This window comes from Nostoc sp. CENA543 (genome assembly GCF_002896875.1).
Taxonomy (GTDB): Bacteria; Cyanobacteriota; Cyanobacteriia; order Cyanobacteriales; family Nostocaceae; genus Trichormus.
Genome location: NZ_CP023278.1, coordinates 3,749,304 through 3,775,609, shown reverse-complemented (window position 1 = coordinate 3,775,609; position 26,306 = coordinate 3,749,304). Strand labels below are relative to the sequence as shown.

Genomic DNA, 26,306 nt, shown 5'->3' with positions numbered 1-26,306 from the left:
CACCTGCCACTACAAAGTTAGTTTCAGTCCCCTTGCGGGGAAATAGTTGATGGAAACTCGTCAGGCGGGGCAATTTCCTCAATTTTTTTGTGTTTCAGTCCCCTTGCGGGGAAATAGTTGATGGAAACTTAGAAGTTGAGCCAGGGAATGGTACAGCAGGCTACGGGTTTCAGTCCCCTTGCGGGGAAATAGTTGATGGAAACTGCTCGGTACTGAAACTGAGATAGAGCAAGCTTCCTGGGAAGCATTTTGACGAATCGCAAAATTAGGTCGATTTCAGCCCACCTTATTGCGAGTAATTCGCAACTTCCCGAATTATTGAAACGCTGTAATTATTATGTTGTCAAGGTTCTGGCGATTTTGACGAATCCCTGGGGTTTTTGACCCCGCTTCGACTTGTCAAACATCAAGCTGATTACCTAATCATAAGATGACTATTTGCTATTGTCGAGGATTTTTTAAAGTTGAACCACAGTAAGCAAGATACAAACCTTACAGAAAGTCTATGTACATCAGGTTTTTAACAGAAAAATCACATAATTAAAACTTAATCAAAATTAATCAGCAAAGCAGAAGCATAAGCTTTGACTTGCAAATCAATTCCAGTGATAGCTGTACCTACTACCACAGCATCAGCACCCAAATCTAAAGCCTTGCGCGCCATTTGCGGTGAAGAAATTCCACCTTCACAAATTACAGGAACGTCTAACTGTTCTACCATCTGCGTCAGCAATTCCCAACCAGGAGGAGACAAATCTTGAGTAACCGCAGTGTAACCGTAAAGAGTTGTCCCAACTATATCTGCACCAGCCGCCACCGCAAACTTTGCTGCGGCGATGGTGTCAACATCAGCCATGACTGATTTACCCAGTTCCTCATGAATGCGAGTGATGATATCTGCTGTAGTCTCATCACCAGGACGCTTTCTAGTTGTGGCATCTATGGCAATGATATCAGCCCCCGCTTCCGCCACAGCAACAGCATGATGAAATTGCGGAGTAATGTACACATCATAGTCAGTAGTGATTTGTTTCCATAAACCAATAATTGGTGCTGTAATTTTTTGACGCACAGCACGAATATGATTTGGTGTATCGATACGCACACCCACAGCACCGTTATTGATAGCCGCTTCAGCCATTGCAGCAATTACCGATGGTTCATGCAATGGTGAATCAATTGGTGCTTGACAAGAAACAATGAGTCCTTGATTGAAATTAGGAATTGGAAGTATTGACATTACAGTGAACAGTGAGAGGTTTTTAGTGAAAACTTTAGTTCTCTCTAAGAGACACTCCGCGAACAGGAAAGGACTAAAGTCCTTACTACGAACTCAGATCAGTTGGCAATTCGGGATTGAGTAATGACTAATGACTAATGACTAATGACTAATGACTATTGACTATTGACTATTGACTATTGACTTAATGCTCCCGTCTGCTGTGATGGTATCCAGACTGTAAAAATTGAGCCTATACCTACTGTTGATTCTACTTCAATGCGTCCCCGATGTAGTTCTACTAATTGTTTTGTTAAGGCTAAACCTAGTCCTGTACCTTCGTAGCGGCGGCGATAGGGGGTGTCGAGTTGTTGAAATTTTTCAAATAGTCGGGTTAATTGGTTATCGGGAATACCAATACCTGTATCTTCAATTTGAAAAATGGCGGTGTCGTCTTCTACCCATAAACGTAAGGTGACGCTGCCACCTTCTGGGGTAAATTTAATGGCGTTGGTTAATAAATTCCAGAGGATTTGTTCTACTCTGGTGACATCCGCAATGAAGCGATCGCGTTTCGGGTCAATTTGCAAGTCTAATTTTAAGGTGACTTGTTCAGCTTGCGCTTTCTCTAGTAAGGATTCTAGAGTATTTTCGGCAATTTTGACTAAAGAAAATTCTCCCAGATTTAATACGGCTTTACCTGCCTCAATTTGAGATAAATCGAGGATATCGTTAATCATTTCTAAAAGATGTTCGCCACTGTCGTGGATGGTTTGTAAATAATCCCGTTGTCGTTGACTTAATTCACCCAAAGGCCAGCGTAATAAAGTCGAAGACATCCCTATTACGTAAGTCAACGGCGTGAGTAATTCATGGCTAATGGTGGCTAAAAATTCATTTCTCAGGCGACTTGCGGCTTCGGCGGCGAGTAAAGCGTCTCTTAACGCCATTGTGCGTTCTATAACGCGCTGTTCTAGGGTTTGTTTTTCTTGAGTGAGCGATCGCATTAACTCTGACTGATGAATAGCGATCGCTAATTGTTCAGCAATGGAAATCAGTAAACTTTTATCACTCTCAGTCCACTGACGAGGATTGTAACATTGATGGGCAATCAATAAACCCCAGAGTTTATCTTCAAAAATAATCGGTGCTGCTAATTTAGCTCTGACTTGGCTTTGTCTGAGAAAATCTAAAAAACACTCTTCTAGAGCATAGGTTTTTTCTACATCATCTACAACTAGGGTAAAACCCTGACGATATTTTTCCCAACATGAGGAATTTTTACTAAAACAAGTTTTTTCCTGATAATCTAACACTGATGGAATTGTCTCTGTAGCTCTAGCCTCATAAACGATACAACCACCATATTTTCGTAATTTTTGGATGCCGGGATGTAGGGAATTATAATTATTGACTCGTGCCGTCTCAAATTTATATATTACTAATCTATCTAATTCTAAAAACTCTCTAACTTGGGCGATCGCCGTTGTCATAATCACTGACAAGTCTAGGCTTTTGCGAATTTGAGTCGTTACTTGGTTTAGTAGTCTCTCTTGAGAAACTTGTTTTTTTAGGGCATCTTCTATGGGCTGACAGCTATAAAATTCTGGTAAATTTTTTATTGTAGATGTTGTTGACTCTGATGTTGATTGTGGTAAAAAATATTCTAATAACAATAAGGAAAATTGACTTTGTAGTGTAACATCATTGGGTTGCAGAATTTGGCGATAGTTATCTAAATGTTGGTAAGTATAAGAATCACATCCAAACAAGTCTTGCAACTGCGAAATAAAGGAGGCGATCGCATCTAAATTAAACGTCAGCCTAGTATGGATTAATGAACCTGAAGAATGCTCCCCATCCGTGCTTAAAGGTAAAATTTCTTCCCATAACTGACTTTGTTGTTCTTGCTCACCTACAAGCAAAGCAGTAAATCGCTCAGATACTACTAATGTAAACCTCTGTCTTTCCCACTCCACAGGAACACGAACTCTAGACAAAATCGCCTCTGTCAATACCAAAGCAGCAGTCTTCACTGCACGAGCCGTTTGCTGCAACAATTCCCCAAGTTGATTAAACACAACTACAGGTACACTTCGAGAAAAGCTCAAATCAGGAGAACTAAGCATTGTCAATGGCTGTGTAAAAGGGGTGGGGTGCTAGGCTGAAATATTTGTTTGATTATGTTCTAACCAACAGTTTAAAGCGGTAATACAGGATTATGCATCGTATAAGTACCACATCGGTAGGATTGAATCAGTCAGAAGGTGTCATTTTTTTAGACCAAACTCCAGCTAGCTTTGTTTTCATTACTGCTGCTGATACCGACATCCAAACCCTGGCGGCCGCAGTTCCCCAATTACCTGCAACATTTCCTGCTTTGAGAGTAGCTAATTTATTACTATTACAGCAACAAATAAGCATTGATACTTATGCTGAACAAGTTTTAGAACTTGCCCAAGTTATCATTTTACGCCTAATAGGAGGACGTTCCTATTGGACTTACGGTTTAGAAGTAGTGCAAGAAATTGTGCAACGTAATGGCATAAATTTAATTGTAATGCCAGGAGACGATGCTCTTGATCCTGAATTGTTTTCTCAGTCTACCTTGCCTGTGTCCACTGTTAATCAAATATGGGAATATTTCCATGAAGGTGGCATAGAAAATTTTGTTAACGCCCTGCAATTTATTAGTGATAAATGTTTAGCAACTGCATATAACCCAGCACCGCCGCAACGAGTTCCCCGTGTGGGTTTTTATGTGGGTGATTGGGGAATGGGGATTGGGGACTGGGGACTGGGAAGATGGGGAAGTGTGGGGAGAGAGGGGGGAAAGATTTCTTCCCTATCCTCCCACACCTCCCACCCCTCCCACACTTCCTGTTTGCCCTATGCCCCATGCCCCATGCCCAAAATCGGTATATTATTCTACCGCGCTCACTATTTATCGGGAAATACTAAAGTTATTGATGCTTTGTGTGCGGCTTTATGTAAGAAAAATTTGCAGCCTTTACCGATATTTGTTTCTTCCTTGCGTGACCCTGAAGTGCAAGCAGAGTTGATGGAGTTTTTCCAACCCCAAGACTCAGAGCAAGTTGCAGTATTACTTAACACCACAAGTTTTTCTTTAGCACGGTTAGATACAGAAACGCCCCAGACTGAACTATGGCAAAAATTGGATGTTCCTGTATTGCAAGTGATTTTGAGTGGCGGATTTTTAGAGCAGTGGTCAACACAATCACAAGGACTTTCTCCCCGTGATATTGCCATGAATGTCGCACTACCGGAAGTAGATGGTAGAATTATCAGCCGTGCAGTGTCTTTTAAGACAGTACAAACTCGCAATCCTGACTTGGAAACCGATGTAGTAGTGTATGAACCAGTTAGCGATCGCATTGAATTTGTCGCTCAACTAGCCGCTAATTGGGTAAAACTGCGGCAAAAACCACCCCAAGAACGCAAAATAGCCCTCATCTTAGCCAATTACCCCAACCGCGACGGACGTTTAGCCAATGGTGTCGGTTTAGACACACCCGCCAGTTGTATAGAAATCCTCCAAGCCTTACAGCAAAGCGGCTATATAGTAGAAAATCCCCCCACGAATAGTGATGAATTAATCACCCGGTTAACATCTGGTGTCACCAATGACCCAGAAGGTAGAGACTGGCGACCAATACAGCAAAGCCTCTCCGTAGAAGAATATCAAGCCTATTTCGTCTCTTTACCCACAGCAGTGCAGCAGGGTGTTGGGGAGAGATGGGGGACTGGGGACTGGGGACTGGGGACTGGGGACTGGGAAGATGGGGAAGTGTGGGGAGTGAGGGGGGAAAGATTTCTTCCCACACCTCCCACACCTCCCACCCCTCCCACACTTCCTGCTTGCCCAATTCCCAATTCCCAATTCCCAATTCCTGGTATTCAACTCGGTAATGTATTTGTCGGTATTCAACCATCACGGGGTTATGATCTTGACCCCAGTTTGAATTATCACGCGCCGGATTTAGAACCGACTCATAACTATTTAGCTTTTTATTATTGGGTGCGGGAATGTTTTGGGGCTGATGCTATTGTCCATGTGGGAAAACACGGGAATTTAGAATGGCTTCCTGGTAAGAGTTTGGCATTATCTAATACCTGTTACCCCGAAGTCGCCTTTGGTGCAATGCCTCACTTGTACCCATTTATTGTCAATGACCCAGGTGAGGGTTCACAAGCTAAACGTCGCGCCCAAGCGGTGATTATCGACCATCTCACACCCCCCATGACTCGCGCTGAACTTTACGGGGCTTTGCAACAACTGGAAAATTTAATTGATGAATATTATGAAGCAGAAAGTTTAGATCCTTCCCGTTTACCCACATTACGCGATCGCATCCAAAAACTAATCATCCAAGAAAATCTTTATCAAGATTTAGGTATTAAAGACGAAAAAGACATTTTGAACTCAATAGATGGTTATCTATGCGAATTAAAAGAAGCACAAATTCGCGATGGTTTACACATTTTTGGGCAATGTCCCCAAGGTAGACAACTACGGGATTTAATTATAGCGATCGCCCGAATTCCTAACCGCCATTCCCCAGGAATTACCAAAGTTTTAGCCAACACTTGGGACTTAGAAATCGACCCCCTTGCAGCCGATTTCAGCAGCGAATTATCCCCAACCGACAAACAAATCCTAGCCCAAAAAACCCCCCATCCCTGCCGCACCGCAGGCGATGCCGTGAGTGTCCTAGAAGAGTATGCAGCAGTGTTAGTAGAAGAGATTATGAGGCAGGGGGGCAGGGGGCAGGGTGCAGGGGGAGAGTTTTTGCCCAGTCCCCAGTTCCCAATGCCCCATGCCCCATGCCCAGTTCCCAATTCCCTCAACTGGATAAGTACCAAACTCCTCCCCGCTTTACAACAAACCCAGATGGAAATCACAAATTTGCTGCGGGGATTGGATGGGAAATACGTCCCTAGCGCACCATCAGGCGCACCTACTAGGGGTAGACCGGAGGTTTTACCCACAGGCAGAAACTTTTACGCAGTGGATATTCGCGCCATCCCTACAGAAACAGCTTGGGATGTAGGCAGAAAAGCCGCCGAAAACTTGATTGAATCCTACACTCAAGAACACGGAGAGTATCCCAAAACACTAGGTTTATCCGTGTGGGGAACAGCCACTATGCGGACTGGTGGGGACGATATCGCTGAGGCCTTAGCCTTACTAGGTGTTAGACCCGTGTGGGATGGAGCAGCACGGCGAGTCATCGACTTAGAAATCTTGCCTTTGAGCATTTTGGGAAGACCTCGTGTCGATGTCACCTTACGCATTTCTGGCTTTTTCCGTGATGCCTTTCCCAACTTAATCGATTTATTTGACCAAGCCGTCAACGCCGTCGCCGCCCTAGACGAACCCCCAGAACAAAATCCTTTAGCTGCCCAAGTCCAACAAGAAACAGAGTTTTGGTTACAACAAGGCTTAAGTATAGAAACAGCCATAGAGCGATCGCAATATCGCATCTTTGGATCTAAACCAGGTGCTTACGGTGCAGGACTCCAAGGCTTAATGGACTCCCAAAACTGGCAAACCGACCAAGATTTAGCCCAAGCCTACATCAACTGGAGTTCTTACGCCTATTCTTCCAAGAGGAAAGAGGCAGGGGGGCAGGGGGCAGGGGGCAGGGGGCAGGGAGCAGGGGAGAACGATTCCCAATGCCCAATGCCCAATGCCCAATTTCCCATGCCCAACCCCGAAGCCTTCACCCAAAGACTAGCCCAAATGCAAATTGTGCTGCACAACCAAGACAACCGCGAACATGATTTGCTCGATTCTGATGATTACTATCAGTTTCAAGGTGGTTTAACGGTGGCGGTGCGGTCTATTCAAGGCCAAAATCCTGAAACCTATTTTGGTGACAATTCCATTCCATCTCAACCACGCGTCCGCCAACTCAAAACGGAAATTGCACGGGTGTACCGTTCCCGCGTAGTTAACCCCAAATGGATTGAAGGGATGATGCGCCACGGCTACAAAGGTGCATTTGAAATTTCAGCAACTGTAGATTTTTTATTTGCCTACGATGCCACAGCTAGATGTGTAGAAGACTTTATGTATCAAGGTGTGATGCAAGCTTATTTACTTGATCCAGTAGTTTGTGATTTTCTTCAAAATAAAAATCCCCATGCTCTACGTGATATTGCGGAAAAATTATTAGAGTCACACAAGCGCGGTTTATGGCAGGATGTAAATATACAAACACTAGAAAATTTACGCAGTTTAGTACATCAAGCTGAAGCAGCGATTGAAGAAAAGTAAGTGGTGTAAGAACTATGGACAATATCGCGTATTTACATCTAGCTTCCGCCTACGAAGGAAACGATAGTGAGTTTGTTTCTTTTACCCCCCTATTAGATAAGGCTACGTTACCTAATTGGCAACGTCTTTCTAGCAGGGCTTGGAAGCATATGTTACCTCTTGCTCTGACATTAGCAGTTTTAAGCAGTGTTAGCAGCGTCTGGGCATTGGAAAGGGGAGATCAAGGGCCATCCGTCAAAAATCTTCAAGAAAAGCTACGCACCGCAGGTTTTTATCGTGAACAAATTACCCAAGTTTACGACTTTAATACAGAAGCAGCTGTGCGGCGTTTTCAAGAAGCAGCAGGTTTACCTGTTGATGGAATTGTCGATACTAGCACTTTAGAAAGATTGGATAAATGGCCGTCAGCGACAGTCATTAGTCAACCACTCACAGCCACCCCTGTAAGTAATGGCACAACAACCAGACAAACGACCACGAACAATACACAAACTCGCACTAGTACCACGGCTACTACACGTCCCAGACAAACCAGCACTACCGCCAATACACGTCCTACTCAGACTACAGTAGTTAATTCTGTTACTACAAAACGCCAAAGTCCCAACTATCTCGCTCAAGGTGATGAAGGTCAAGATGTGAGAATTCTGCAAGAACGTTTGCGAGTGGCTGGGTTTTATTACGGTAATGCCACAGGCATTTTCGGCCCGGTGACTCAAGAAGCCGTTAAAAGATTTCAAACTGCCTATAAATTAGACGTTGATGGGGTTGTAGGGCCAGCGACACTAGCGAAACTACCTCCATTGGGTGTGGGTGGTAGAACTTCTTCCCCTAGACAGACAGCTAATACTAGCACTGCCAATACTAGCAAGGATCAACTCAAAATGGGCGATCGCGGTGAAGCGGTGCGAGTCTTACAAGAACAATTAATCCAAGCCGGGTATTTGCAGGGACAACCCAATGGCTACTTTGGCTCTTACACCGCAGATGCTGTTAAAAGATTTCAAGCCGAAAACTATTTAGCTGTGAGTGGCGTAGCTGGCCCCACTACCAGAGCTAAATTGTATAGCTTAGTTAACAAAACACCAAAAGGTGATTTTAGTGTTTTAGAAATCCAACGCAGACTGCAAGCAAGAGGATTCTATAAAGGTCAACTCAACGGACTAATGGCAGAAGATACCAAAAACGCCATTAGACTAGCACAGGAATTCTATGGCATCAGCCTCAACGATATTAGAAGTGGACGCTTTTAGCACCCACTTCCGTATTTTCTTCGTATCAATTTGTAACAGTTGATTTACCTCCGCATAGTAGTTTGCAATAGACCATACCATTTGGGATTTTAGATTTTAGATTTTGGATTGTGGAATGCTTTACTAGTAAGCTTTTGGGCAATCCATTTGTCGTCATCATGTTTCAAATTGGTATTTAGACGCAGCAAGATTTGTCTGACTCACATCTGTTACTTATTTTTAGGCAATTGGTATGAGGCGAAAAGCTCATCGAATCGGCCACTAATATTTAATTTACTTGTGCTTTTTGCCTTTTACCTTCTTGTAATGGGGGCTAAAGCGGCATTAAAGCCCTTTGACATTTGGGACACACTGCATGGATTGTCATTTGGCAGTCAAGCAGATGAAATCCTTCTTTTTGAGCAGTTTTAGCTCCAATTTTTAAAATAGAGTCATTTTTAAACTCAATTGTGGAGTTACAACGTACACAAATTAAGTGATGATGGTGATGGGGGTAAGGTTGGTTGATTTCATAGTGCTTATGCCCTTCTCCCAGTTCCAGTTCCCTTAATATCCCCATCCGCGCCATCAATTTCAAAGTCCGGTAGATAGTGGAAAGGCTAATTCCTTCACCATCACCTTCTAGGCGGTGGTATAAATCCTCAGCACTTAAGTGTTCGCCTTGAGGCAGTTCTTGGAAGATATGTAATATAGTTTCTCGCTGGGGAGTTAAACGCCAACCGCGTTCGTTTAATTCTGCCTTGAGTGAAGTAGTTGTGTAGACAGTCATACTAATTTTTCTCAACAAAGCCTATTAATTGAGAATATAGCAAATGTTTTGGGCGGTTTGCAACAATCATTGCTTATTGAGAATAATTATTAAGCTTTTTAAAATAACTGATGAAGCTTACAAGATAAATTATAAAAATTTTGATCCCCAATTTGAATATTTCTGCCAAAAATAATTGTGTTGTTACACAAGTTATTTTTGGCAGAAATTTCTAATAAGCAATGAATGCCTATGTATCTGGGGATCAAAAGATGTGTATGCAAATAAATAGTCAATAGTCAACAATCTATAGTATAAGTTTTGTTCACTATTGACTATTGACTATTAACTATTAATTAACTCAAAGACTCCAAATAATCGCGGATCAAGTTACGACGTTTGGGTTGACGCAACTTCTGTAAAGCTTTCGATTCAATTTGGCGGACGCGTTCCCGTGACAAATCCAGGGCGCGGCCGATTTCTGCCAATGAGTAAGGATGACCATCAGCTAAACCAAACCGCATGAGGATGACATCCCGTTCCCGGCTGGTTAAGTCTGCTAATAAATGTTGCAAATCTCTTTGTAGAGATTCTCGCATTAACATTTCTTCAGGAGTAACACCATCGGTTTCTAATAATTCACCGAGTTCGGTATCTTTATCTTTACCAACTTTAGTTTCTAAAGAAACAGAACGAGGCACTCTTAATAGAACTTCCCGTACTTGACTTGGTGTCATTTCTAACTCAATAGCCAAGTCTTCTAAAGTCGGAGTGCGACCTTTTTCTTGAGCAATTTTGCGTTGAGCCTTTTTAATTTTGTTGAGCTTTTCTGTGATGTGGACAGGCAGGCGAATTGTGCGGCTAGAAGTGGCGATCGCTCTAGTGATTCCTTGACGAATCCACCAGTAAGCATAGGTACTAAAGCGATAACCCTTGGTAGGATCAAATTTTTCCACCGCCCTTTCTAAACCAAGAGTCCCTTCTTGGACTAAATCTAGCAATTCCAAACCACGATTTTGGTATTTCTTCGCTACCGACACAACCAAACGCAGATTTGCCTTGATCATGTGTTCTTTGGCTTGTAAACCGTTAGATTGGATTTGTTCCAATTCTTCAACGGTCATTTTGGCAATTTCTGCCCAACGACGCTTACCTTCAGATAAAATCGGCTTCAGGTCAGTTACCTTCACACCAGCAGTAGCAGCCCACCTTTCCAAAGAAGGACGATGTCCTAACTCTGATGCTAAACGCTCTTGAACTTCAATTAAGTTAAGATAGGGGGTGGCGACTGCATCTCCTTGTTTAGCTGCATTAGCCAACACTGTCCGCAATTTAAGGTAACGCTGGACTTTTTGGGCTTCGGAAACCTCTTCGTCGCGTCCTAACAACCGAACTCGGCCTATTTCCTGAAGATATAGACGTACCAAGTCTGTACTGCGACGGTTACTGTTAGCAGCAAAATTATTGGGGTCAGCCGCAGCAATTTCCAAATCATGGAGATCGTCAGCCAAAAACTCACCATCATCAACCGTCAGATCAGGTTCTAACATCTGGCGGGATTTAGGGGTATTGTAGGCGGCATCTGCGTAAAAAGATGTTGCTGGCATAAAATCGTCTCTATGGCTCCAGGTAACAATAGATTGCGGTCAGCTATTGAAATTTAACTGTTGCTATTGTTCCCGTGATTTTAGATGATCTAACACGGTTGAGAATTCCAGTAATGTTTTTTTGCAAAACAAATTACTGGTTCTGGCAAGCATTAACACCGAATTAGGCTCGGTTGCTAAACTTTTGATTGAACCAATAGCTATTCAAATTCACAATTAGGCTTTAGATTCTGAACTACCGAGTCAGCTTTTTAAACATCAGGGATATTAGTTGCTACTTTAGGATTTTGTATAAACATCATTCAGTGGAAATCATGTTTATCATTGGTATAGTCACATCTACATGGATATGAAACTGTTTTCCTGACGATTTTCTAATTTTTTTCTAGGGATTTTTGAGGAACAATGAGAGGTAACATATAATTCCAGAGGCTCAAGTGGTCTGTTACAAGTGATACTTTCAACAATCAAATTGTTCACAATTAGCAATTTTTCATCAACACTTCATACTTAGTTCGGATTACATCAATATTTCTTCATTTTTTGGGTATGGGGCATGGGGCATGGGGCATTGGAGTGTAATTAATTCAACATTAAAAATTACAGATTCTATTCCCTATTCCCTATTCCCTATTCCGGTTTAATATTACGAAGCATCAGTTCTTCAAGGGCTTGTCCAGGAGTGACATCACCTTGTAACAATCGGTAAACCTGCTCGGTAATAGGAATAACTATGTTTTTCTGTCTGGCTAGTTGGACTAATACCTGACAAGTATTTACTCCTTCAGCTGTTCCTGGTAGATGGGAGAGAATTTCTGTAAGTGACTTACCACTAGCTAGTTGATAGCCGACTTGGTAGTTACGACTTAAAGGACTATTGCAGGTGGCTAACAAATCTCCTAGACCAGATAAACCATAAAAGGTTTCCGTTTTTGCGTCCCAGTAATTGCCGATGCGAACCATTTCTGTGAGTCCGCGAGTGACTAAAGCGGCTTTGGCGTTAGTTCCCAAATGTAAACCGTCACAAACTCCAGCTGCGATCGCCATGACGTTTTTGAGTGTACCGCCTAATTCCACACCTACGGGGTCAGCATTGGTATAGACGCGAAAGCGCGCAGAAGAAAATACCAGCTGCACTTTTTCGGCGGCTGTTGTGTCACGACTAGCAACAACCGAAGCGGCTGGTAATGATTGTTCAATTTCTTTCGATAAATTTGGCCCCGACAGCACCACAACTGCATGATCAGGAAAAGTTGATTGCCAAATTTGCGACGGCGTAAAGATGGTTTGTGGTTCTAGTCCTTTTGTTGCCGTCACAAAGATAGTTGTAGGTGAAAGGGTGAAAGAATGTACTTGAGATGCAACATCTCTCACACCCTTCATCGAAATTGCAGAAAGAACAATTTCAGCATCTTGTAAAACCTCTGCCAAGGTGGCAGATCCCTGGCGTGACCACATACGAACTCTATGGCCGTTTTCTGCTGCTAACTTTGCTAAAGCTGCACCCCAAGCACCTGCACCCAAAATTGCGACTGTATTTCCTTGCACCTTTAAAATTCAAAATTCAAAATTCAAAATTCAAAATACTCTACGAGTTCGCGGTAGCGTTGCGTAGCAAAGGCTTACGCCTACAAAATTCCAAATACTCAGCACTCAATACTCAGCACTCAGCACTCACCACTCTCTGGCGTGGATAGCGTTCCATCAGTTCCCGCACTTGTTCAGCATGGTAAGAACTTCTGGTTAGGGGTGATGCTACAACTTGCAAAAATCCTAATTCTTCACCATAAGCTTGCCAAGCTGCAAATTGTTCTGGTGTGATAAAGCCTTGTACTTGCAAATGTTTTTGGCTCGGTTGGAGATACTGCCCGATAGTCAAAATATCACAATCTACAGAGCGTAAGTCTTGCATAACTTGACGAACTTCGGCATCAGTTTCACCCAATCCGACCATAATCCCGGATTTGGTGTACAACCAAGGTGCAAGTTGACGACTGAGTTTAAGTAATTCTAGTGTGCGATCGTAATTTCCTTGGGGTCGCACCCGTTTATATAACCGTGGAACTGTTTCTGTATTATGGTTTAGTACCTCTGGTGCAGCTTGGAGAATTATCTCTAAAGCATCCCAGTTACCGCATAAATCAGGAATTAACACTTCAATTGTAGTGTTTGGTGAAACTGTTCGCACAGATTCAATACAGCGTACAAATTGAGACGCACCACCATCTGGTAAATCATCTCTATTCACAGAGGTAATCACCACATGATTCAGTTTCATCCGGCGTACAGCTTCGGCTAATCGTGCTGGTTCTGTAGGATCTAAAGCTTTGGGTTTTTTGTCAAAGTCGATATCACAATAAGGACAAGCACGAGTACAAGCTGGCCCCATAATTAAAAATGTAGCCGTTCCAGCTTGGAAGCATTCCCCAATATTGGGACAAGATGCTTCTTCGCAAACTGTATTGAGTGCTAAATCTCGCAAAATCTCTTTAACATTGCCAACGCGCTCCCATTGAGGAGCTTTTACTCGCAACCAGTCTGGTTTAACTGTCACAATCCGCCCTTACCACTCAAAGTTGTACAAATCTAATCCTAGCAAGCAAATTCCTCGCTGAAGACATTTCACTATATCTATATATATGGGGGAATGGGGACTGGGAACAAGGGAGATAAAACTAATGACTAATGACTATTGACTATTGACTATTCAGAATTTGTGCTATGTTTAGGGGTGTGTGAAAATTTTCGGGATGTAGCGCAGCTTGGTAGCGCACTTCGTTCGGGACGAAGGGGCCGCTGGTTCGAATCCAGTCATCCCGATTTGTTGTTGTAGAATAACTAATTATTTGTCGTCGTTAACAGATTCTTGTCGTTATCAACAAATTAATGTCGCTGTTAACGAATTAGTGTCGTCAAAGCATCTGTCAAAGTCGTTAACAAATTAATGTCGCTGACTATCTTTTTGGGGCTGCTTTGAGGTTCCGTTTTCTCGAAGTTTAACATACCTGCAAATATCCAGAATAATCCCGAACGAAGTGCGCCTTTCAACCCTCCCGCCAAAATTGTAATACTAAAAAATTTCTTTCAACCTACCTCCAGCCAGGATGGTCGTTGAAACTGAAAGACAATGCCAGTAGCAATAGGAAGGCTTACACTTTCAACCCACCCCTAGCCGGGATGGTCGTTGAAACGCTGTTGAATCAATGAAACCAGTGTAGTATTTATCCTTTCAACCCACCCCTAGCCGGGATGGTCGTTGAAACCAAGTCAGCTACAACACTCCTACTAGTTGGTTTGACTTTCAACCCACCCCTAGCCGGGATGGTCGTTGAAACCAGCCGTCAACCGATAAGTTAGTGATGGCTGACCTAGAAGCTTTCAACCCACCCCTAGCCGGGATGGTCGTTGAAACACATCTAAGTTTGCTAAGAGTTTCTTTTGGTCAACCTTTCAACCCACCCCTAGCCGGGATGGTCGTTGAAACTGCCAATTGACGTAGTGAAGTTTGATTTGGTTAAACCCTTTCAACCCACCCCTAGCCGGGATGGTCGTTGAAACATCGCCTAATTCCCCTTGGCGATCGCTCAACGCAAACTTTCAACCCACCCCTAGCCGGGATGGTCGTTGAAACCATATACTTACAAAAATACTTTTCGCCTACTTGTTCTTTCAACCCACCCCTAGCCGGGATGGTCGTTGAAACAAATAATAGCTTCACCCTCATAGAAGGTGAAGACTCCTTTCAACCCACCCCTAGCCGGGATGGTCGTTGAAACCACTTCACCTTATATTCGTGACACATTTACAGTAGCTTTCAACCCACCCCTAGCCGGGATGGTCGTTGAAACTTTTTGGTGAAATGTTTGGGTGTTTCGGCTTGCTTCTTTCAACCCACCCCTAGCCGGGATGGTCGTTGAAACTGGGGAATGCTGGAGTGTCAACAAGCAAGAATTAATCTTTCAACCCACCCCTAGCCGGGATGGTCGTTGAAACTAAAAAATTGGGCGTGAATGGCAATGTTGAGTTTCTCTTTCAACCCACCCCTAGCCGGGATGGTCGTTGAAACGTGGGCTGGCGGCCAGTTTAATGCTTACCAGTCAAATCTTTCAACCCACCCCTAGCCGGGATGGTCGTTGAAACTGTTCCCGCCTAGACCCTTGTTATACAAGCTTTTCAGATGTCTAATTGACAAGTCTGTTAAAAAGCTGCTTCTGCTGACAATGAAAAAAGTAAATCGATTGACGCAGTAATTTCTTAATTCAATACAGGACAAGGGTTTTCAGAATTTGGCAAGTCTCCAGGGTTTTTGACCCCGCTTTGATTCGCCAGAAAAATATTTGGGAGGATTCCCCCGACGAAGGGGGTGATTCAGTAGCCACCACTGTGGTAATCCACACCGTTATAAATAACGGCTACAGCTGAAAGCCTTACTCCTTATTGCTGGGAGCGCACCTATCCCATCCATAGATTGCTACAGATGGCAGCATCAGAAGCGGGCAGCTACCAGGGTCAGAAAGCATGACAATCTTCCAACTGCCAAACTAACCCAGATTTTTCACAGTACATTGGCTCAAAAGAGCATGAACTGCGGCACTGTTATAAAAATATTATATTTTCAAGGTTCGGATTAGTGAATTAAATTAAAGCGGCTTGACGTTCTTGGTATGCAAAGACGGCTAAATCTCGCGCTTTTTCTTGTGGACTACCTCTGATTGGCTGTGTACCAATTTCAGTAGAAATTCCGGCTTTTGAAGCTTGGGATTTAATACTTTCAATTAATCGACCGTAACTCCAGCGATGAACACTCATGCGGTACTCTTTGGCGTATTTTTGTTGAGCTTCCTTGTAACCAGGACATTTCTTTTCTGCTCTGGATTGAATTTCACTACTGATTTGCTCACGCATATCGCGGAGTTTTGGAATAACTATGCTGCTTGCTTGATAGGTTTTGGCGATCGCCACAATCCCATCAGCCAATAATCTATCCACATATTGTCCTAGCTCTGATTCACCAAAGGAGTTTGGCGCATTTCGTTTCTGAGCTTTGTGGCGTTCGTGAGATAGGCGTTGCTGTTGTTGTCGCTGGCGATTGAGAAGGTTGTAGTTTTTGCCAAGTAGTTGTTTGACACTGCGATAGGCTAAAACTTCATTTTTAACAACATCTACTACAGCTAATGTTACTGGCTTTTCTAGACCCAAACTAACACCAACTGAGATTGAGGGTTGACCTTGATAATTAGGTTTAGTGGGACGAGGGAAAGGGTTATTAATCATATCTAGCGTGGATTGCTGACGAGTAATAAAAGCTTGTTGTTTATCATTCAGGTCATCTTTCTGTTTTGCTTTAGTTAGCTTTTTGGTAATTTTTGCGCTTTTCTCAAGAATTACCTGTTGAGTTCCTTCATTAGTCAACGTCCGAGTATCTAAAGCACAGAAAAGATTAAGTTGATTTACTTTCCAGGCTTCACCTTTTTTTTCTCTTGGCAACCAAACAAGCCTTCCCGAACGGAGAGTGAACAAACTGCTTGAGTATTCATCTTTACTATTGCGTTTAATTTCTTGATCTTCTAGGAAGCGTTTAAAGTAATGCAAATGACGCTTATCGCAGTAAATCTCAAAGGTCAGCTTTCCCAAACCATTGAATCGAACGAAGAGACGACCTTTGTCATTTTGCAACCATGTCATATCTTCGCCAGATCCGTAAGCCACAGGAAAGGGGACATCAGCAGATTTTCTTAAAAGTGCTGCTTGCCAAGCTTTTGCTTCATTTTCATTTTGAGGTACATTGCCTGTAGCAATTTCTAAAATCTTGAACCACTCTTCCCCTGTTAAATCTCTACCTTTAGGTATGCGACTTTGAAGTTGGTCTTTCAATCGCTGAATTTCTATTTCTTTTTTGCGCTTATGTCGAGTAAATGCTTCTAAATCTTCGTCGAGTTCACTAATTTGACAATTATTTTTGAGCAGATATGCGATCGCACAACGAGTAAGAGCGTCTTGTGTTTCTTCGTAAGTGTTTAAAAGAATTTGGAAAAGTGAAGATTTTTGTAACTTTGCAGATTTTTTAGTTCTTTTGCTCTTTCTCTGGTTTTTATTCTGCTCGGACTGGGGAGTAAGTTTAGTAAGGATTTCGTTGGCTTTAGTACGAATTGCGTTTAAGCTACATTGGCTTTCTTGTTCGAGTTGTAGATCACTTTTGAGAATTGTCAGCCAACGTTCTTTCCCTTCTATTTGCCGCTTTTTTCGTTTTTGTAAGGCGAACCAAGATTTATATACATAATCTACTAGAGCGATCGCTGAGGTGTAAAAGCGTCCAGGTTGACCAGAAAAACGCTCTTGAGTTTTGAGGGAGTTAACAAGTGTTTTGAGTAATTCAGTAGGTATTTTGCCTTTTTCTAGCCAATTTTCAAAGTCTGGGTGTTGTCCTACCTGTGCCAACAGTTCATTTATAAGTGGTGTGTTTTTGTCAGTCATCAGTTCCCAGAGTTTGCGGAGGGTTTCTTCTTCTGCAACCAGGCGGCATTGAATTGTAATAATGCTCATGGTGTCCTCCGCTTTGTAGATTCGATGGAACTGACGAGGTTTTTGTTGTTTTTGCATTATACCGCAATAGCGCAATGACGCAATAGCGCAAATGTTTTTTTACTCAGAGGCTGTGTAAAAATGAAAGCCGCAAACTTTGACTTCAAATTAGGATGGCAGAAGAAACTAGAGAAGTTCGGGGGAGACTCCCTAAAGACTTAAAAATCGCGTTTGAAATCGCCTGTGCGCGTCTGGAAGTAACACAGACTGCGGCTTTAGAGGAGGCAATTAGAGATTGGTTAAAAAAGAAAGAATCCTCAGACAAACAAAGTTAGGAGAATTGAGAAATATGTTGGCCACAAAGTCCTATAGAGAGGGTGTAAAGTAGGCTATTCTGAGCCTGATGACTTAATAGTTAGTGATAATTTCGGGATGCAACTTATACTCTCTGCCATTCCCGTTATGACAATCTCGAACAAAATCCTCTGAGGATTCAAAACTTAAACTCTTGCCCATAGCCTTGCCAATTAGCGTCAGCAAATTGTTTGCTCGCATCTGGAAAAAGGCTTCAAAGTCATCTCTTCGCAAAGTTTTTGGGGATATAGCGTGCGATCGCAGTATTTCATCCAGTCTTTTGGCTGATGTCCCAGAAAGTTCAAACTCCTCTAAATAAAGAGAAGGTGCTTTACTCCCAATTTTTTTGTTGGTTTTGGCACTTAAAGGTGTACGGTTAATCAAGCAGTTATATTTTTTGGGTTCAATGCCTTTTTTGCGACACCATGCCACAGGGAAGATATGGTGCGAATCTATCTGTTCTTCAAAATAAATCACATCATTGATTTCTTCCCCAGTACACCAATCAATTGCCCCCTCACGTCGTACTAAAGCAGCTAATCCTTGATAGACTGCACCGTAACGTTTTCTAACGCTAATCAACCTATCAAAAGAAAAATCTGCTTGCACAATGGTAAGCGGCAGTGAGCCACCTGCTAACCAGTCTGGTACTTCTATCACGTCTCGTCCGGCTCGTGCTTCATACCAACGTGTATATACTTCACCAAACATCCCACACCATAACCAGCGTTCCAGCATAGAACGTGCTTGCAAAGAACGGGAACGCTCTCCGAGAATGGTAAAAATGGTACTCAGAATCACTAATTGGATGGGGTAAGCTAAATCGTCTGCATCAAAGATTTTTTGACCATGAAGGAAACGAGCAGATTCTTCAAAACCCCTGGAAATTGGATCAGCCCATTTTTGATATTCTTCTTTGGTGAGTTTGAGAACTTCAGAGCGATCGCAATTAACTGGAGTTTAGACTAAGCAGCAAAAAATGACCCAGGAAGGCTGAGTTGAAAATAAATAGGCATTAGACATAAAAATCGACAATCTTAAGCAGATTCTGATTGTTGCTTACGTGGCTTAGTTGTAGTTTTTCTAACAACAGGATAGCGAATTCTACGTTGTCGGGGTTGTCCAGTCTTCCAGCCAGGGGACTTTCCGCGAGGTTTGGGCGGACGGGCAGGAGTACCAATCGTCGCTAAAATACTTCCCATCGCCTGAGCAACCCTACCTGGAGTCAAACTAACTAATAACTTTTGCCAAGGTAAAGGGTTGTCTGCAACGATATCACGGGCTAACCACAATTCCCAAGTCATGATGGGCATTAAGTCACTCCAACGCTCACATTGCTTAGGGGTACGTAGCTTGGGAAGAGTCCAGTGTAAGCGTTGCTTCAAAAAGCGATACCAGTGGTCAACAGTAAAACGCCGCAAGTAGAGTTGCCAAACTTCTTCTAAAGGCGGCATTTGTTCTCCCAGCCAAGCCAACCACAAAGGTTTTGACACCCGCAAGTTGCCAAGCTCATCAAGACGCTCAACCCGAATCAAGGACATCGGACGTGTAGCGGCTTTCCGAAAATGAAAATTTGACCACAAGCTCACCTTGATACGTCCTAGTTTTGGATGATTTACTTCTATAGTTTGAATGGCTTGAGTCCATGTCGAAGCATCATTCAACTTAAATTTATCACCATGTTTTCTCGGTCGTCCCTTGCCAGAATATGGTGGTGGTGCGCCCCATAAACAAAGATTTGAACGCAAACGTACCAAAATGTCTGCTTTAATATTACTCGTCTTCAAAACGAAAGGAGCGCACCCGTACTCACTATCCCAAACCGAAATTGGTCTGGTAGGTAAATTTTCACAAACTTGTTGTAATTGCCATGCTGCTTTCTGGATTGGGCTTTCCCAACTGGTAATTCGCTCGTGTCTCAATGGTAATGCCCAACTGCCCGAACTCTCCGGTATCCAAGCAATGGTGCTATAGCCCTGACCAATGGTGATTGGTTTGTCACCTCCCATTGAGACACTGCTGTGTTCAATTGTCCTTTCCTGTAGCGTTACCGCATCTGGCCTTGGCCAAGCTGTATGGTCGCCAGCCAACAACGGACGACCCTGGTGTGGCATCTGTTTGATGTATAACTGCATCAATTTTTGTCGCTGTGGCCTGCTATCTTGTAACGCTTCATAAATACTTGACCACTTGCGTCTAAATGCTGGTGATAGTGATAAATCTGCCAAACTGTAAGCGTTCCGAGTTAGCAATATTGCATCCATCAGTTCAAATGTTGCATCATGCGCTCTACCTAGATAGTTATACGCTGCTTGACGAAATTCCTCTAATTTGGCACGGTTCATATTGGCAGATGAGAGTTGGTGGTTCTTCTCTCAGCTTCTGCTAATAGGGGACTGTGTTCAAGCACACCCCTTATTTTTCGTTGTCGCACCGGGAACTAGTCTAAACTCCAGGTTCCAAGGTGTCAATTAGCTCCAGTTTTTGAGGATCGTATTGCCAATACTTAGAAAATTTACTCCGCCATTCAGAAAAACAGAAAACTTTTGATAAAGGAAACAATAGTGCCTGATATTCTTTTTCTGGTGCGGAACAGTCAATCAAACCACCCGTGAAGGTTCGTGCAATTTTGGATTCAGGTAAGGACATGATCGCATTACGGCGATCGCATTCTGGGTTGAGGCATTTTTTAATATCCAGGTAGTACCACTTTTTAATCATTTTTTGGCTTTTCTGATCTTTGATGATGACAGGTTGCTCAGAGAGGAACACCATAAACATGGTTGTCAGGCGTTGCTGTCCATCAAGGATTAATAAGTTTGGCGTATAATTTTCTGGTTTTAATACCCCATCAACTAAACGGGGTTTGAATTGTCGGCTTTGAATGCTTTGTTGCAGCATCATGACTGCACCAATGGGATAAGCAAGAGATACGCTGGCAATTAAACGACGCACATGAGTATCATCCCAAACCCAATCTCTTTGAAAATCTGGAAGTTGGATGCGTCCAGTTTTAATATCTTTCAGGACATCAAGGAGAAAATACTTAGTGATGTCAAAGGTAGAGATAGAGTTCATTTGGTGTTCTGCCATTGTTGTCATCAATACGGATGCGTTAGTACCTATGTACCTCAGCCTAAGATTCCCCTTGTTGTTAATACAAGGGGTTTTTAGGGCAATTGGTCGTGAGTAGCGATCGCTTTTGCTTATTCTTGAGGAAAGTCTGGAGGTAAAGTCACAATTCCTTTGGTAACAAGCTGCCTAAATTGGTTAATTAGGTCTGCTTGCCGTAATATGCGAGTAACATATTTCGGTCGTCGGCGAAAGTCAGTCCCCCAGTCCTTAACAGTTTTTGGGCTAGTACCTGTAACTTGGGCGATCGCATTGATGCAGGCTTTGCGATAATTGCGCCCTGGTTCTTGACTAACCCAACGGCGACAATACTCCATCGGTTCGAGGGGCAACTGACGGAGCATATCAATTCGATGATTATTCTGATGGGAGTCGCTCCCAGTCTGCATCTTCTGTTTTGCTGAATCAGATTAAGTAAGCAGAGGATTAGTGAGAGTAACTGGTTAGCTCAAATATCTTCTGCTTGCTCAACTCAAGTTAAAAAATATCGGCTCACATTACAAGCATTTTAGTCACGAATCACGACTAAATTATTTTTGAGGATAATCAGGAGGTAGGACTATTTTTCTAATTTGGTTCAGCATATCTGCCATGCGTAATATATGCACTACATAGTTAGGTCGCCTCTCAAAGTTTTGACCCCAATTCCCTATAGTCCTTTCACTTAAGCCTGTTGCTTCAGCTAGAGCAGCAATACAGGCTTTTCTGTATCCCCGTTCATCAGGGGACATTTCAAGCCATCGTTGACAATATTCCAAAGGCTCCAAAGGCTTCTCACTGAGCGCATCGATTCTATATTCATTGGTCTGGGGGTTATTGTCTATTAGCCTTTTTGTTTTCAAAGACACTAAAACTCACGATTCGTGACTATTGTAAAAATATTATGAGTCACGATGTGTGTAGAAAATCAGGCGATCGCTATTGATAAAACTGCTTGTTGTATGATTTGTTCTCTAGGGCAGTCTTTGAGATTTACTCCTGTACCAATTGTTACTTTAGTTAAATCTTTTATTTCTTTAACAAAAGATAATAACTCTCATGCAGATGAAGCATAAGCAGAGGAGAAATGTCTATTTGCACTCATCCAGGCTGGGATCGATCGCACACATCTGTTGACGCAGTTTTTCAGTACGAGCGCGAGATTCTTCCATAACCTTGTTAATCCTTTCACGTTCAGCATGAGCGGAAACTGTTTTAACAATCTCGCCAAGCATAGTAGCAAGTATCCCCAAAACAATTAATGCCGCCGCGACACCAGACGCTACATCCAACCAGAGACGCTTTCTTGCAGCAGCAACATCTTTTCTCAATTCAGTAAGTTCTTGGCGCAAAGCGACTAATTCTTCAACTGCTGGATTGCTTTGCTTGGCGGGAACCGATTCCACAGGCTTTTTCTGAGTATTAGTCATTCTAAATACATCCTAAAATCATATCTATACTTAGGAAGCCCAGATTCTTGCCAAAATTAACGCTAATTGAAAAGTTGTCTACAAATAAAATCCAAATAAGGATTATTCCACAATGTTTTTGCCGTTTCACTCAAGAGTAAAATGCAATCAGTAATTATCGCTCAAGAGTATTGACATTTTGGTGAATAGGTGGATAAAAGTAACTTTATTTGCTTGTGCGTAGAGGTGACTAGCTGCTAAGTTATAAAAGTAACTGGTAACTTGTCTAGCTATGAGCAATGAAGCTAATACCTGCCGTAAATATGTTGAACCAAAATTAAGAGATGCGGGGTGGGAGCAAGAACCACACGATTATACTGAGCAGTATTACTTCACTGATGGCAAGATTCGCCCCAAAAACAAGCGTCAGCCTCGTGGTAAACGGAAATTTGCAGATTATTTACTACTGTATAACGGCGAGTTTCCCTTGGCAGTAGTAGAGGCAAAAAGGAAATATGAAACTCCTGATGAGGGACTAGAACAGGCGATCGCCTATGCCCAAATTCTCAACGTAAAGTTTGCTTACTCTACTAATGGTGAAGGGATTGTGGAGTATGACTTCATCACGGGTAAGCAGTCTGATGTCATGGACTCCTTTCCCAGTCCTGATCAACTTTGGCAACGGTTAACAGGTGAAGGTAAAGAACAAATTAGAGAGGACATAGCCGAAAAACTGCTAACTTCCTTTTACCCAACGGCAGATAAACCACTGCGTTATTATCAACGAAACGCCATTAATGCAGCACTAGCGGCGATTTTCAAAGGTCAAAATCGTCTACTGCTGACATTGGCGACGGGAACAGGTAAAACTACTGTTGCTTTCCAAATCGCTTGGAAACTGTCAAGTTTGGAGTGGAATGCTTTTGGAGAATCTCGTTCCCCTAGAATTCTGTTTTTGGCAGATCGGAATGTGTTGGTAGATGACCCGATGAATAAGGATTTTTCTGCCTTCAATCAGCAGAAAATACACAAAATTCAGGGGGAAGTGAAAAAAGGACGAGACCTTTACTTTGCAATTTATCAAGCTATTGGTGATAGAGAAGATAGCTTTGGACTTTACAGGGAATACAGTCCTGATTATTTTGACTTGATTATTATTGATGAGTGCCACCGAGGTAGTGCTAGGGATGAAAGTAACTGGCGACAAATTCTAGAACATTTTGAACCTGCGTATCAGTTGGGACTGACAGCGACACCGCTACGGGATGATAACGTTGATACCTATCGCTACTTTGGCAATCCCCTTTACACCTATTCTCTCAAACAAGGGATTGATGATGGTTTCTTAGCTCCCTATCGAGTTTATCGGGTTCTTACCCGTTCTGACCGGGAAGGATGGCGACCTAGTGCTGGACAAATTGACCGCTATGGCAGAACAATTCCTAATGAAGTTTATCTGACACCGGACTTTGAGCGCAAATTGGTGAGAGAAGCACGGACAAAGGCGATCGCCCAACATATTACTGATTTTCTCAAAAGCAGCGATCGCTATGCCAAAACCATTGTCTTTTGTGTGGACGAACCGCACGTTAAGGCAATGATCAAGGAATTACGCAACCTCAACAGCGACATCACCAGAACAAATCCTAACTACATAACTCGTATTACCTCTGATGCTGGTGATGTGGGTAAGGGACATCTCTACAACTTTAAAGATGTCTTAAATGAAACTCACGTTATTGCTGTAACTGCTAGGTTACTAACAACAGGGGTAGATGTTCCCACCTGTAAAAATGTTGTGCTTGCCCGTGTAATTCGTTCAATGACAGACTTTAAGCAGATTATTGGACGGGGAACTCGTGTGCGAGAAGAACGGGGTAAGCTGTCCTTTAATATACTGGATTACACCAACAGCACAGTATTGTTTGAGGATAGAGATTTTGACGGAGAACCCGCCCTCATTAATGAATCAGAGATGGATGATCAGGGGGAAATTCTCTCTGAACATGAGGAGGAACTGGAATCAGCAGAGTTAGAAGACGAAGCAGAAGATTTGGAAGATGATGACGATAAGTCTGGATTTTGGGGACTCCCAGATGATGATGATGCACCACCTCGGAAATATTACGCCGATGGGGGAAGCGAAGAAATTGTTGAAGAAAGAATTTATGATTTAAACCCAGACAATCAACTGCGCTTGTCTCGATTAATTGACTACACCAGAGAACAAGTCCGCATCCTGTATCGTTCCACTCTAGAAATACAGCAACGCTGGGCAGATCCAGAACAGCGTTCCGAGATTATTGAGTTATTGGCAGACAGGGGAATTGATTTTGATGAGTTAAAACAGGTTACTAATCTTTCCGAAGCAGACCCTTTTGATTTACTATGTCATATTGCCTTTGATGCTCCTGTGCTGACTTGCAAGCAACGGGCTGAAAGGTTGCGTCGTCGCAAGACTGATTTTTTTGAGCAATATGGGGAGGATGCTAGGGCAATTTTAGAGATACTTTTGGACAAGTATGCAGAAAAAGGAGTTGAAGAGTTTAATGTTCCAACTACATTTAAGGCTAACCGCGAATTTGATAAATATGGAAATGTGGCTGAAATTGCTCAAAAGTTTGGTGGAGTTCAGCAACTTAGGGAAGCAGTAAAACACTTGCAAAACTTATTGTATTCAGCTTAGGAGTAATTTGTGGACGAAGAAGACTGTTTTATTGCTTATAGGGAATTAGAGCAAATTTTATATGAGTTTAATCTTGAATGGGTTGCAGAACAAGTTGCCCAGACTATTCGTGAAGGCAAGAATCTTGAAGAGAATGAAGGAATAAATAGAACAGAAGAATATTCTGCTCAAGAGCAACTTCTACTTTTGATTAATGCTGTTGAGCAAGCTGTCGTAAATAATGTAGAGATAGCGGCTGAAATTAGTAGATTTTTATCTGTTCATGAGCTGATTCCAGAAATCAGATTTTATCCTTCAGATGAACGAGGAGAAGAATTGTTTGTATTTGCTCCTGGACAAATAGAGGAAAGGCTATCTTCTGCAAGGCAACTGGGAGATTTTTTAAACAATTTGCGATTTGAGGTTGAATTCTAGTGTCTATTAATTACTCTTTAATAAAAGGTATTAGAAACAGATTAGGAAATGCAGTCAATTTTGGTGCAAATACATCTAATGCAACATCGGATTTGTTTGAGTTTTATATATTTAGCATAATTATTAGAGCAGCCCAAAATGAAGGTGCAAGAGTTTATTACGAAGACATTTATGGTAGAATCACTAATTCTTTAACTTTCCGCCAAAGCCCAGGACAAATATATGGGGATACTCAAAGATTTACTCATGCAGTGCTTAATTTTGGCAATAATAAACCCTTACTAGAAGCGCATATTGGAATCAAAGTCAAAGGACAAGCTCAAGTCGCCCAAGAATGTGATGTATGTGTTCTTTATCGGGAAGAAGCTTCGAGATGCCGAAGAAAGAGAGAACAACCTCGTTCATCTAAAGTGCTTATTGTGGCAGAATGTAAGCACTACAGTTCAGATTTACCTTTGGATTTAGCTCGTTCTTTTATTGGGTTGAACTCTACATTAACCAGACTAGAAGGCGATTGCTATTTTGTTTCAAATAGTACTTCCAAGAATGTAATCAAATTATTAGCTAATAAGCCTCACAAATGGGCACATTATATAGTTCCAGGTAAAACTAATAATCTGAATAAACTTATGTATGCTTTTCAAGTCAATTTTCAAGATTTTAAAGCAAGATACTAATTCTT

At 42.4% G+C, this 26,306-nt stretch carries 20 protein-coding genes, 1 tRNA gene and 2 CRISPR repeat arrays (1 of these 23 only partly in view); of the genes, 8 read left to right on the top strand and 13 right to left on the bottom strand.

The window, feature by feature from the left end; genetic code table 11:
- Window positions 1-203: direct repeats of the CRISPR family, unit length 37 nt; unit sequence GTTTCAGTCCCCTTGCGGGGAAATAGTTGATGGAAAC (it extends 867 nt beyond the left edge of the window).
- Window positions 204-547: 344 nt separating this feature from the next.
- Together CLI64_RS15560 and CLI64_RS15555 are read right to left on the bottom strand one after the other, a co-directional pair.
- Complete coding sequence (locus tag CLI64_RS15560; protein ID WP_103138059.1) at window positions 548-1,240, bottom strand: N-acetylmannosamine-6-phosphate 2-epimerase; 693 nt, start codon at window positions 1,238-1,240, stop codon at window positions 548-550.
- 176 nt (window positions 1,241-1,416) lie between these two features.
- Window positions 1,417-3,348: a GAF domain-containing sensor histidine kinase gene (locus CLI64_RS15555; protein ID WP_103138058.1), complete on the bottom strand. Its 1,932-nt coding sequence runs from the start codon at window positions 3,346-3,348 to the stop codon at window positions 1,417-1,419.
- A 92-nt stretch (window positions 3,349-3,440) separates the two neighbouring features.
- On the opposite strand from CLI64_RS15555, the gene cobN reads away from it, so the two are divergent.
- Complete coding sequence (cobN, locus tag CLI64_RS15550; RefSeq protein WP_103138057.1) at window positions 3,441-7,520, top strand: cobaltochelatase subunit CobN; 4,080 nt, start codon at window positions 3,441-3,443, stop codon at window positions 7,518-7,520.
- A gap of 14 nt (window positions 7,521-7,534) precedes the next feature.
- Window positions 7,535-8,773 (top strand): peptidoglycan-binding protein, encoded by a 1,239-nt coding sequence (locus CLI64_RS15545; protein ID WP_103138056.1) that lies wholly within the window; start codon window positions 7,535-7,537, stop codon window positions 8,771-8,773.
- A 313-nt stretch (window positions 8,774-9,086) separates the two neighbouring features.
- Here the strand turns inward: CLI64_RS15545 and CLI64_RS15540 are convergent, their stop codons facing one another.
- The 4 genes from CLI64_RS15540 to lipA form a co-directional block, all read right to left on the bottom strand.
- Window positions 9,087-9,542, bottom strand: a complete 456-nt coding sequence (locus tag CLI64_RS15540) for a Fur family transcriptional regulator (RefSeq protein ID WP_103138055.1) — start codon at window positions 9,540-9,542, stop codon at window positions 9,087-9,089.
- A 335-nt stretch (window positions 9,543-9,877) separates the two neighbouring features.
- Window positions 9,878-11,128 carry an RNA polymerase sigma factor SigC gene (gene sigC, locus CLI64_RS15535; RefSeq protein ID WP_103138054.1) on the bottom strand — a complete coding sequence of 417 codons (1,251 nt, stop codon included), beginning with the start codon at window positions 11,126-11,128 and terminating at the stop codon, window positions 9,878-9,880.
- Between the two features lie 630 nt (window positions 11,129-11,758).
- On the bottom strand, window positions 11,759-12,676 hold the full coding sequence (locus CLI64_RS15530) for an NAD(P)H-dependent glycerol-3-phosphate dehydrogenase (protein ID WP_103138053.1): 918 nt from the start codon (window positions 12,674-12,676) through the stop codon (window positions 11,759-11,761).
- Between the two features lie 112 nt (window positions 12,677-12,788).
- Window positions 12,789-13,682: a lipoyl synthase gene (gene lipA, locus CLI64_RS15525; protein WP_103138052.1), complete on the bottom strand. Its 894-nt coding sequence runs from the start codon at window positions 13,680-13,682 to the stop codon at window positions 12,789-12,791.
- Window positions 13,683-13,874: 192 nt separating this feature from the next.
- Here lipA and CLI64_RS15520 point away from each other — a divergent pair.
- A tRNA-Pro gene (locus tag CLI64_RS15520) sits at window positions 13,875-13,948 on the top strand.
- Between the two features lie 261 nt (window positions 13,949-14,209).
- Window positions 14,210-15,268: a CRISPR direct-repeat array (repeat unit 37 nt; unit sequence CTTTCAACCCACCCCTAGCCGGGATGGTCGTTGAAAC).
- Between the two features lie 495 nt (window positions 15,269-15,763).
- Here CLI64_RS15520 and cas12k read toward each other — a convergent pair.
- Window positions 15,764-17,671, bottom strand: a complete 1,908-nt coding sequence (cas12k, locus tag CLI64_RS15515; protein ID WP_103140752.1) for a type V CRISPR-associated protein Cas12k — start codon at window positions 17,669-17,671, stop codon at window positions 15,764-15,766.
- A gap of 152 nt (window positions 17,672-17,823) precedes the next feature.
- Between cas12k and CLI64_RS31250 the strand changes: the two genes are divergently transcribed.
- Window positions 17,824-17,985: a hypothetical protein gene (locus tag CLI64_RS31250; RefSeq protein ID WP_192881541.1), complete on the top strand. Its 162-nt coding sequence runs from the start codon at window positions 17,824-17,826 to the stop codon at window positions 17,983-17,985.
- Between the two features lie 73 nt (window positions 17,986-18,058).
- Here the strand turns inward: CLI64_RS31250 and CLI64_RS15510 are convergent, their stop codons facing one another.
- From CLI64_RS15510 to CLI64_RS15490, 5 genes are all read right to left on the bottom strand, one after another.
- Window positions 18,059-18,805 carry a hypothetical protein gene (locus CLI64_RS15510; protein ID WP_225977359.1) on the bottom strand — a complete coding sequence of 249 codons (747 nt, stop codon included), beginning with the start codon at window positions 18,803-18,805 and terminating at the stop codon, window positions 18,059-18,061.
- Between the two features lie 236 nt (window positions 18,806-19,041).
- Entirely contained in the window at window positions 19,042-20,349 is a 1,308-nt protein-coding gene (locus CLI64_RS15505; RefSeq protein ID WP_103135335.1) for an NF041680 family putative transposase, read from the bottom strand.
- Window positions 20,350-20,449: 100 nt separating this feature from the next.
- Entirely contained in the window at window positions 20,450-21,082 is a 633-nt protein-coding gene (locus CLI64_RS15500; RefSeq protein ID WP_225977358.1) for a DUF262 domain-containing protein, read from the bottom strand.
- A 128-nt stretch (window positions 21,083-21,210) separates the two neighbouring features.
- Complete coding sequence (locus CLI64_RS15495; protein WP_374703937.1) at window positions 21,211-21,480, bottom strand: hypothetical protein; 270 nt, start codon at window positions 21,478-21,480, stop codon at window positions 21,211-21,213.
- A gap of 186 nt (window positions 21,481-21,666) precedes the next feature.
- Window positions 21,667-21,984, bottom strand: a complete 318-nt coding sequence (locus CLI64_RS15490; RefSeq protein WP_103138050.1) for a hypothetical protein — start codon at window positions 21,982-21,984, stop codon at window positions 21,667-21,669.
- 45 nt (window positions 21,985-22,029) lie between these two features.
- Here CLI64_RS15490 and CLI64_RS30825 point away from each other — a divergent pair, with 45 nt between their 5' ends.
- Complete coding sequence (locus CLI64_RS30825; protein WP_157943278.1) at window positions 22,030-22,191, top strand: hypothetical protein; 162 nt, start codon at window positions 22,030-22,032, stop codon at window positions 22,189-22,191.
- A gap of 15 nt (window positions 22,192-22,206) precedes the next feature.
- Here the strand turns inward: CLI64_RS30825 and CLI64_RS15485 are convergent, their stop codons facing one another.
- Window positions 22,207-22,545: a hypothetical protein gene (locus tag CLI64_RS15485; protein WP_103138049.1), complete on the bottom strand. Its 339-nt coding sequence runs from the start codon at window positions 22,543-22,545 to the stop codon at window positions 22,207-22,209.
- Window positions 22,546-22,816: 271 nt separating this feature from the next.
- Between CLI64_RS15485 and hsdR the strand changes: the two genes are divergently transcribed.
- From hsdR to CLI64_RS15470, 3 genes are read left to right on the top strand one after another with little or no spacing between them, the layout of a single operon-like run.
- On the top strand, window positions 22,817-25,210 hold the full coding sequence (gene hsdR, locus CLI64_RS15480) for an EcoAI/FtnUII family type I restriction enzme subunit R (RefSeq protein ID WP_103138048.1): 2,394 nt from the start codon (window positions 22,817-22,819) through the stop codon (window positions 25,208-25,210).
- Window positions 25,211-25,219: 9 nt separating this feature from the next.
- The gene (locus tag CLI64_RS15475) at window positions 25,220-25,624 is read left to right on the top strand and encodes a hypothetical protein (protein WP_103138047.1); all 405 of its coding nucleotides are present in this window, start codon (window positions 25,220-25,222) and stop codon (window positions 25,622-25,624) included.
- On the top strand, window positions 25,624-26,301 hold the full coding sequence (locus CLI64_RS15470) for a hypothetical protein (RefSeq protein ID WP_103138046.1): 678 nt from the start codon (window positions 25,624-25,626) through the stop codon (window positions 26,299-26,301). Before CLI64_RS15475 ends, CLI64_RS15470 begins: the two co-directional genes overlap by 1 nt.
- The last annotated feature ends 5 nt before the right edge of the window (window positions 26,302-26,306 follow it).

Bases quoted from the DNA above. Each gene is read 5' to 3' on its own strand.
- CLI64_RS15500 (WP_225977358.1), bottom strand. From the start codon at position 21,082: ATGAACTCTATCTCTACCTTTGACATCACTAAGTATTTTCTCCTTGAT.
- CLI64_RS15540 (WP_103138055.1), bottom strand. From the start codon at position 9,542: ATGACTGTCTACACAACTACTTCACTCAAGGCAGAATTAAACGAACGC.
- CLI64_RS15560 (WP_103138059.1), bottom strand. From the start codon at position 1,240: ATGTCAATACTTCCAATTCCTAATTTCAATCAAGGACTCATTGTTTCT.
- cobN (WP_103138057.1), top strand. From the start codon at position 3,441: ATGCATCGTATAAGTACCACATCGGTAGGATTGAATCAGTCAGAAGGT.
- CLI64_RS31250 (WP_192881541.1), top strand. From the start codon at position 17,824: ATGGCAGAAGAAACTAGAGAAGTTCGGGGGAGACTCCCTAAAGACTTA.
- CLI64_RS30825 (WP_157943278.1), top strand. From the start codon at position 22,030: ATGTGTGTAGAAAATCAGGCGATCGCTATTGATAAAACTGCTTGTTGT.
- cas12k (WP_103140752.1), bottom strand. From the start codon at position 17,671: ATGAGCATTATTACAATTCAATGCCGCCTGGTTGCAGAAGAAGAAACC.
- CLI64_RS15545 (WP_103138056.1), top strand. From the start codon at position 7,535: ATGGACAATATCGCGTATTTACATCTAGCTTCCGCCTACGAAGGAAAC.
- CLI64_RS15555 (WP_103138058.1), bottom strand. From the start codon at position 3,348: ATGCTTAGTTCTCCTGATTTGAGCTTTTCTCGAAGTGTACCTGTAGTT.
- sigC (WP_103138054.1), bottom strand. From the start codon at position 11,128: ATGCCAGCAACATCTTTTTACGCAGATGCCGCCTACAATACCCCTAAA.
- CLI64_RS15485 (WP_103138049.1), bottom strand. From the start codon at position 22,545: ATGACTAATACTCAGAAAAAGCCTGTGGAATCGGTTCCCGCCAAGCAA.
- CLI64_RS15505 (WP_103135335.1), bottom strand. From the start codon at position 20,349: ATGAACCGTGCCAAATTAGAGGAATTTCGTCAAGCAGCGTATAACTAT.
- CLI64_RS15495 (WP_374703937.1), bottom strand. From the start codon at position 21,480: ATGCTCCGTCAGTTGCCCCTCGAACCGATGGAGTATTGTCGCCGTTGG.
- hsdR (WP_103138048.1), top strand. From the start codon at position 22,817: ATGAGCAATGAAGCTAATACCTGCCGTAAATATGTTGAACCAAAATTA.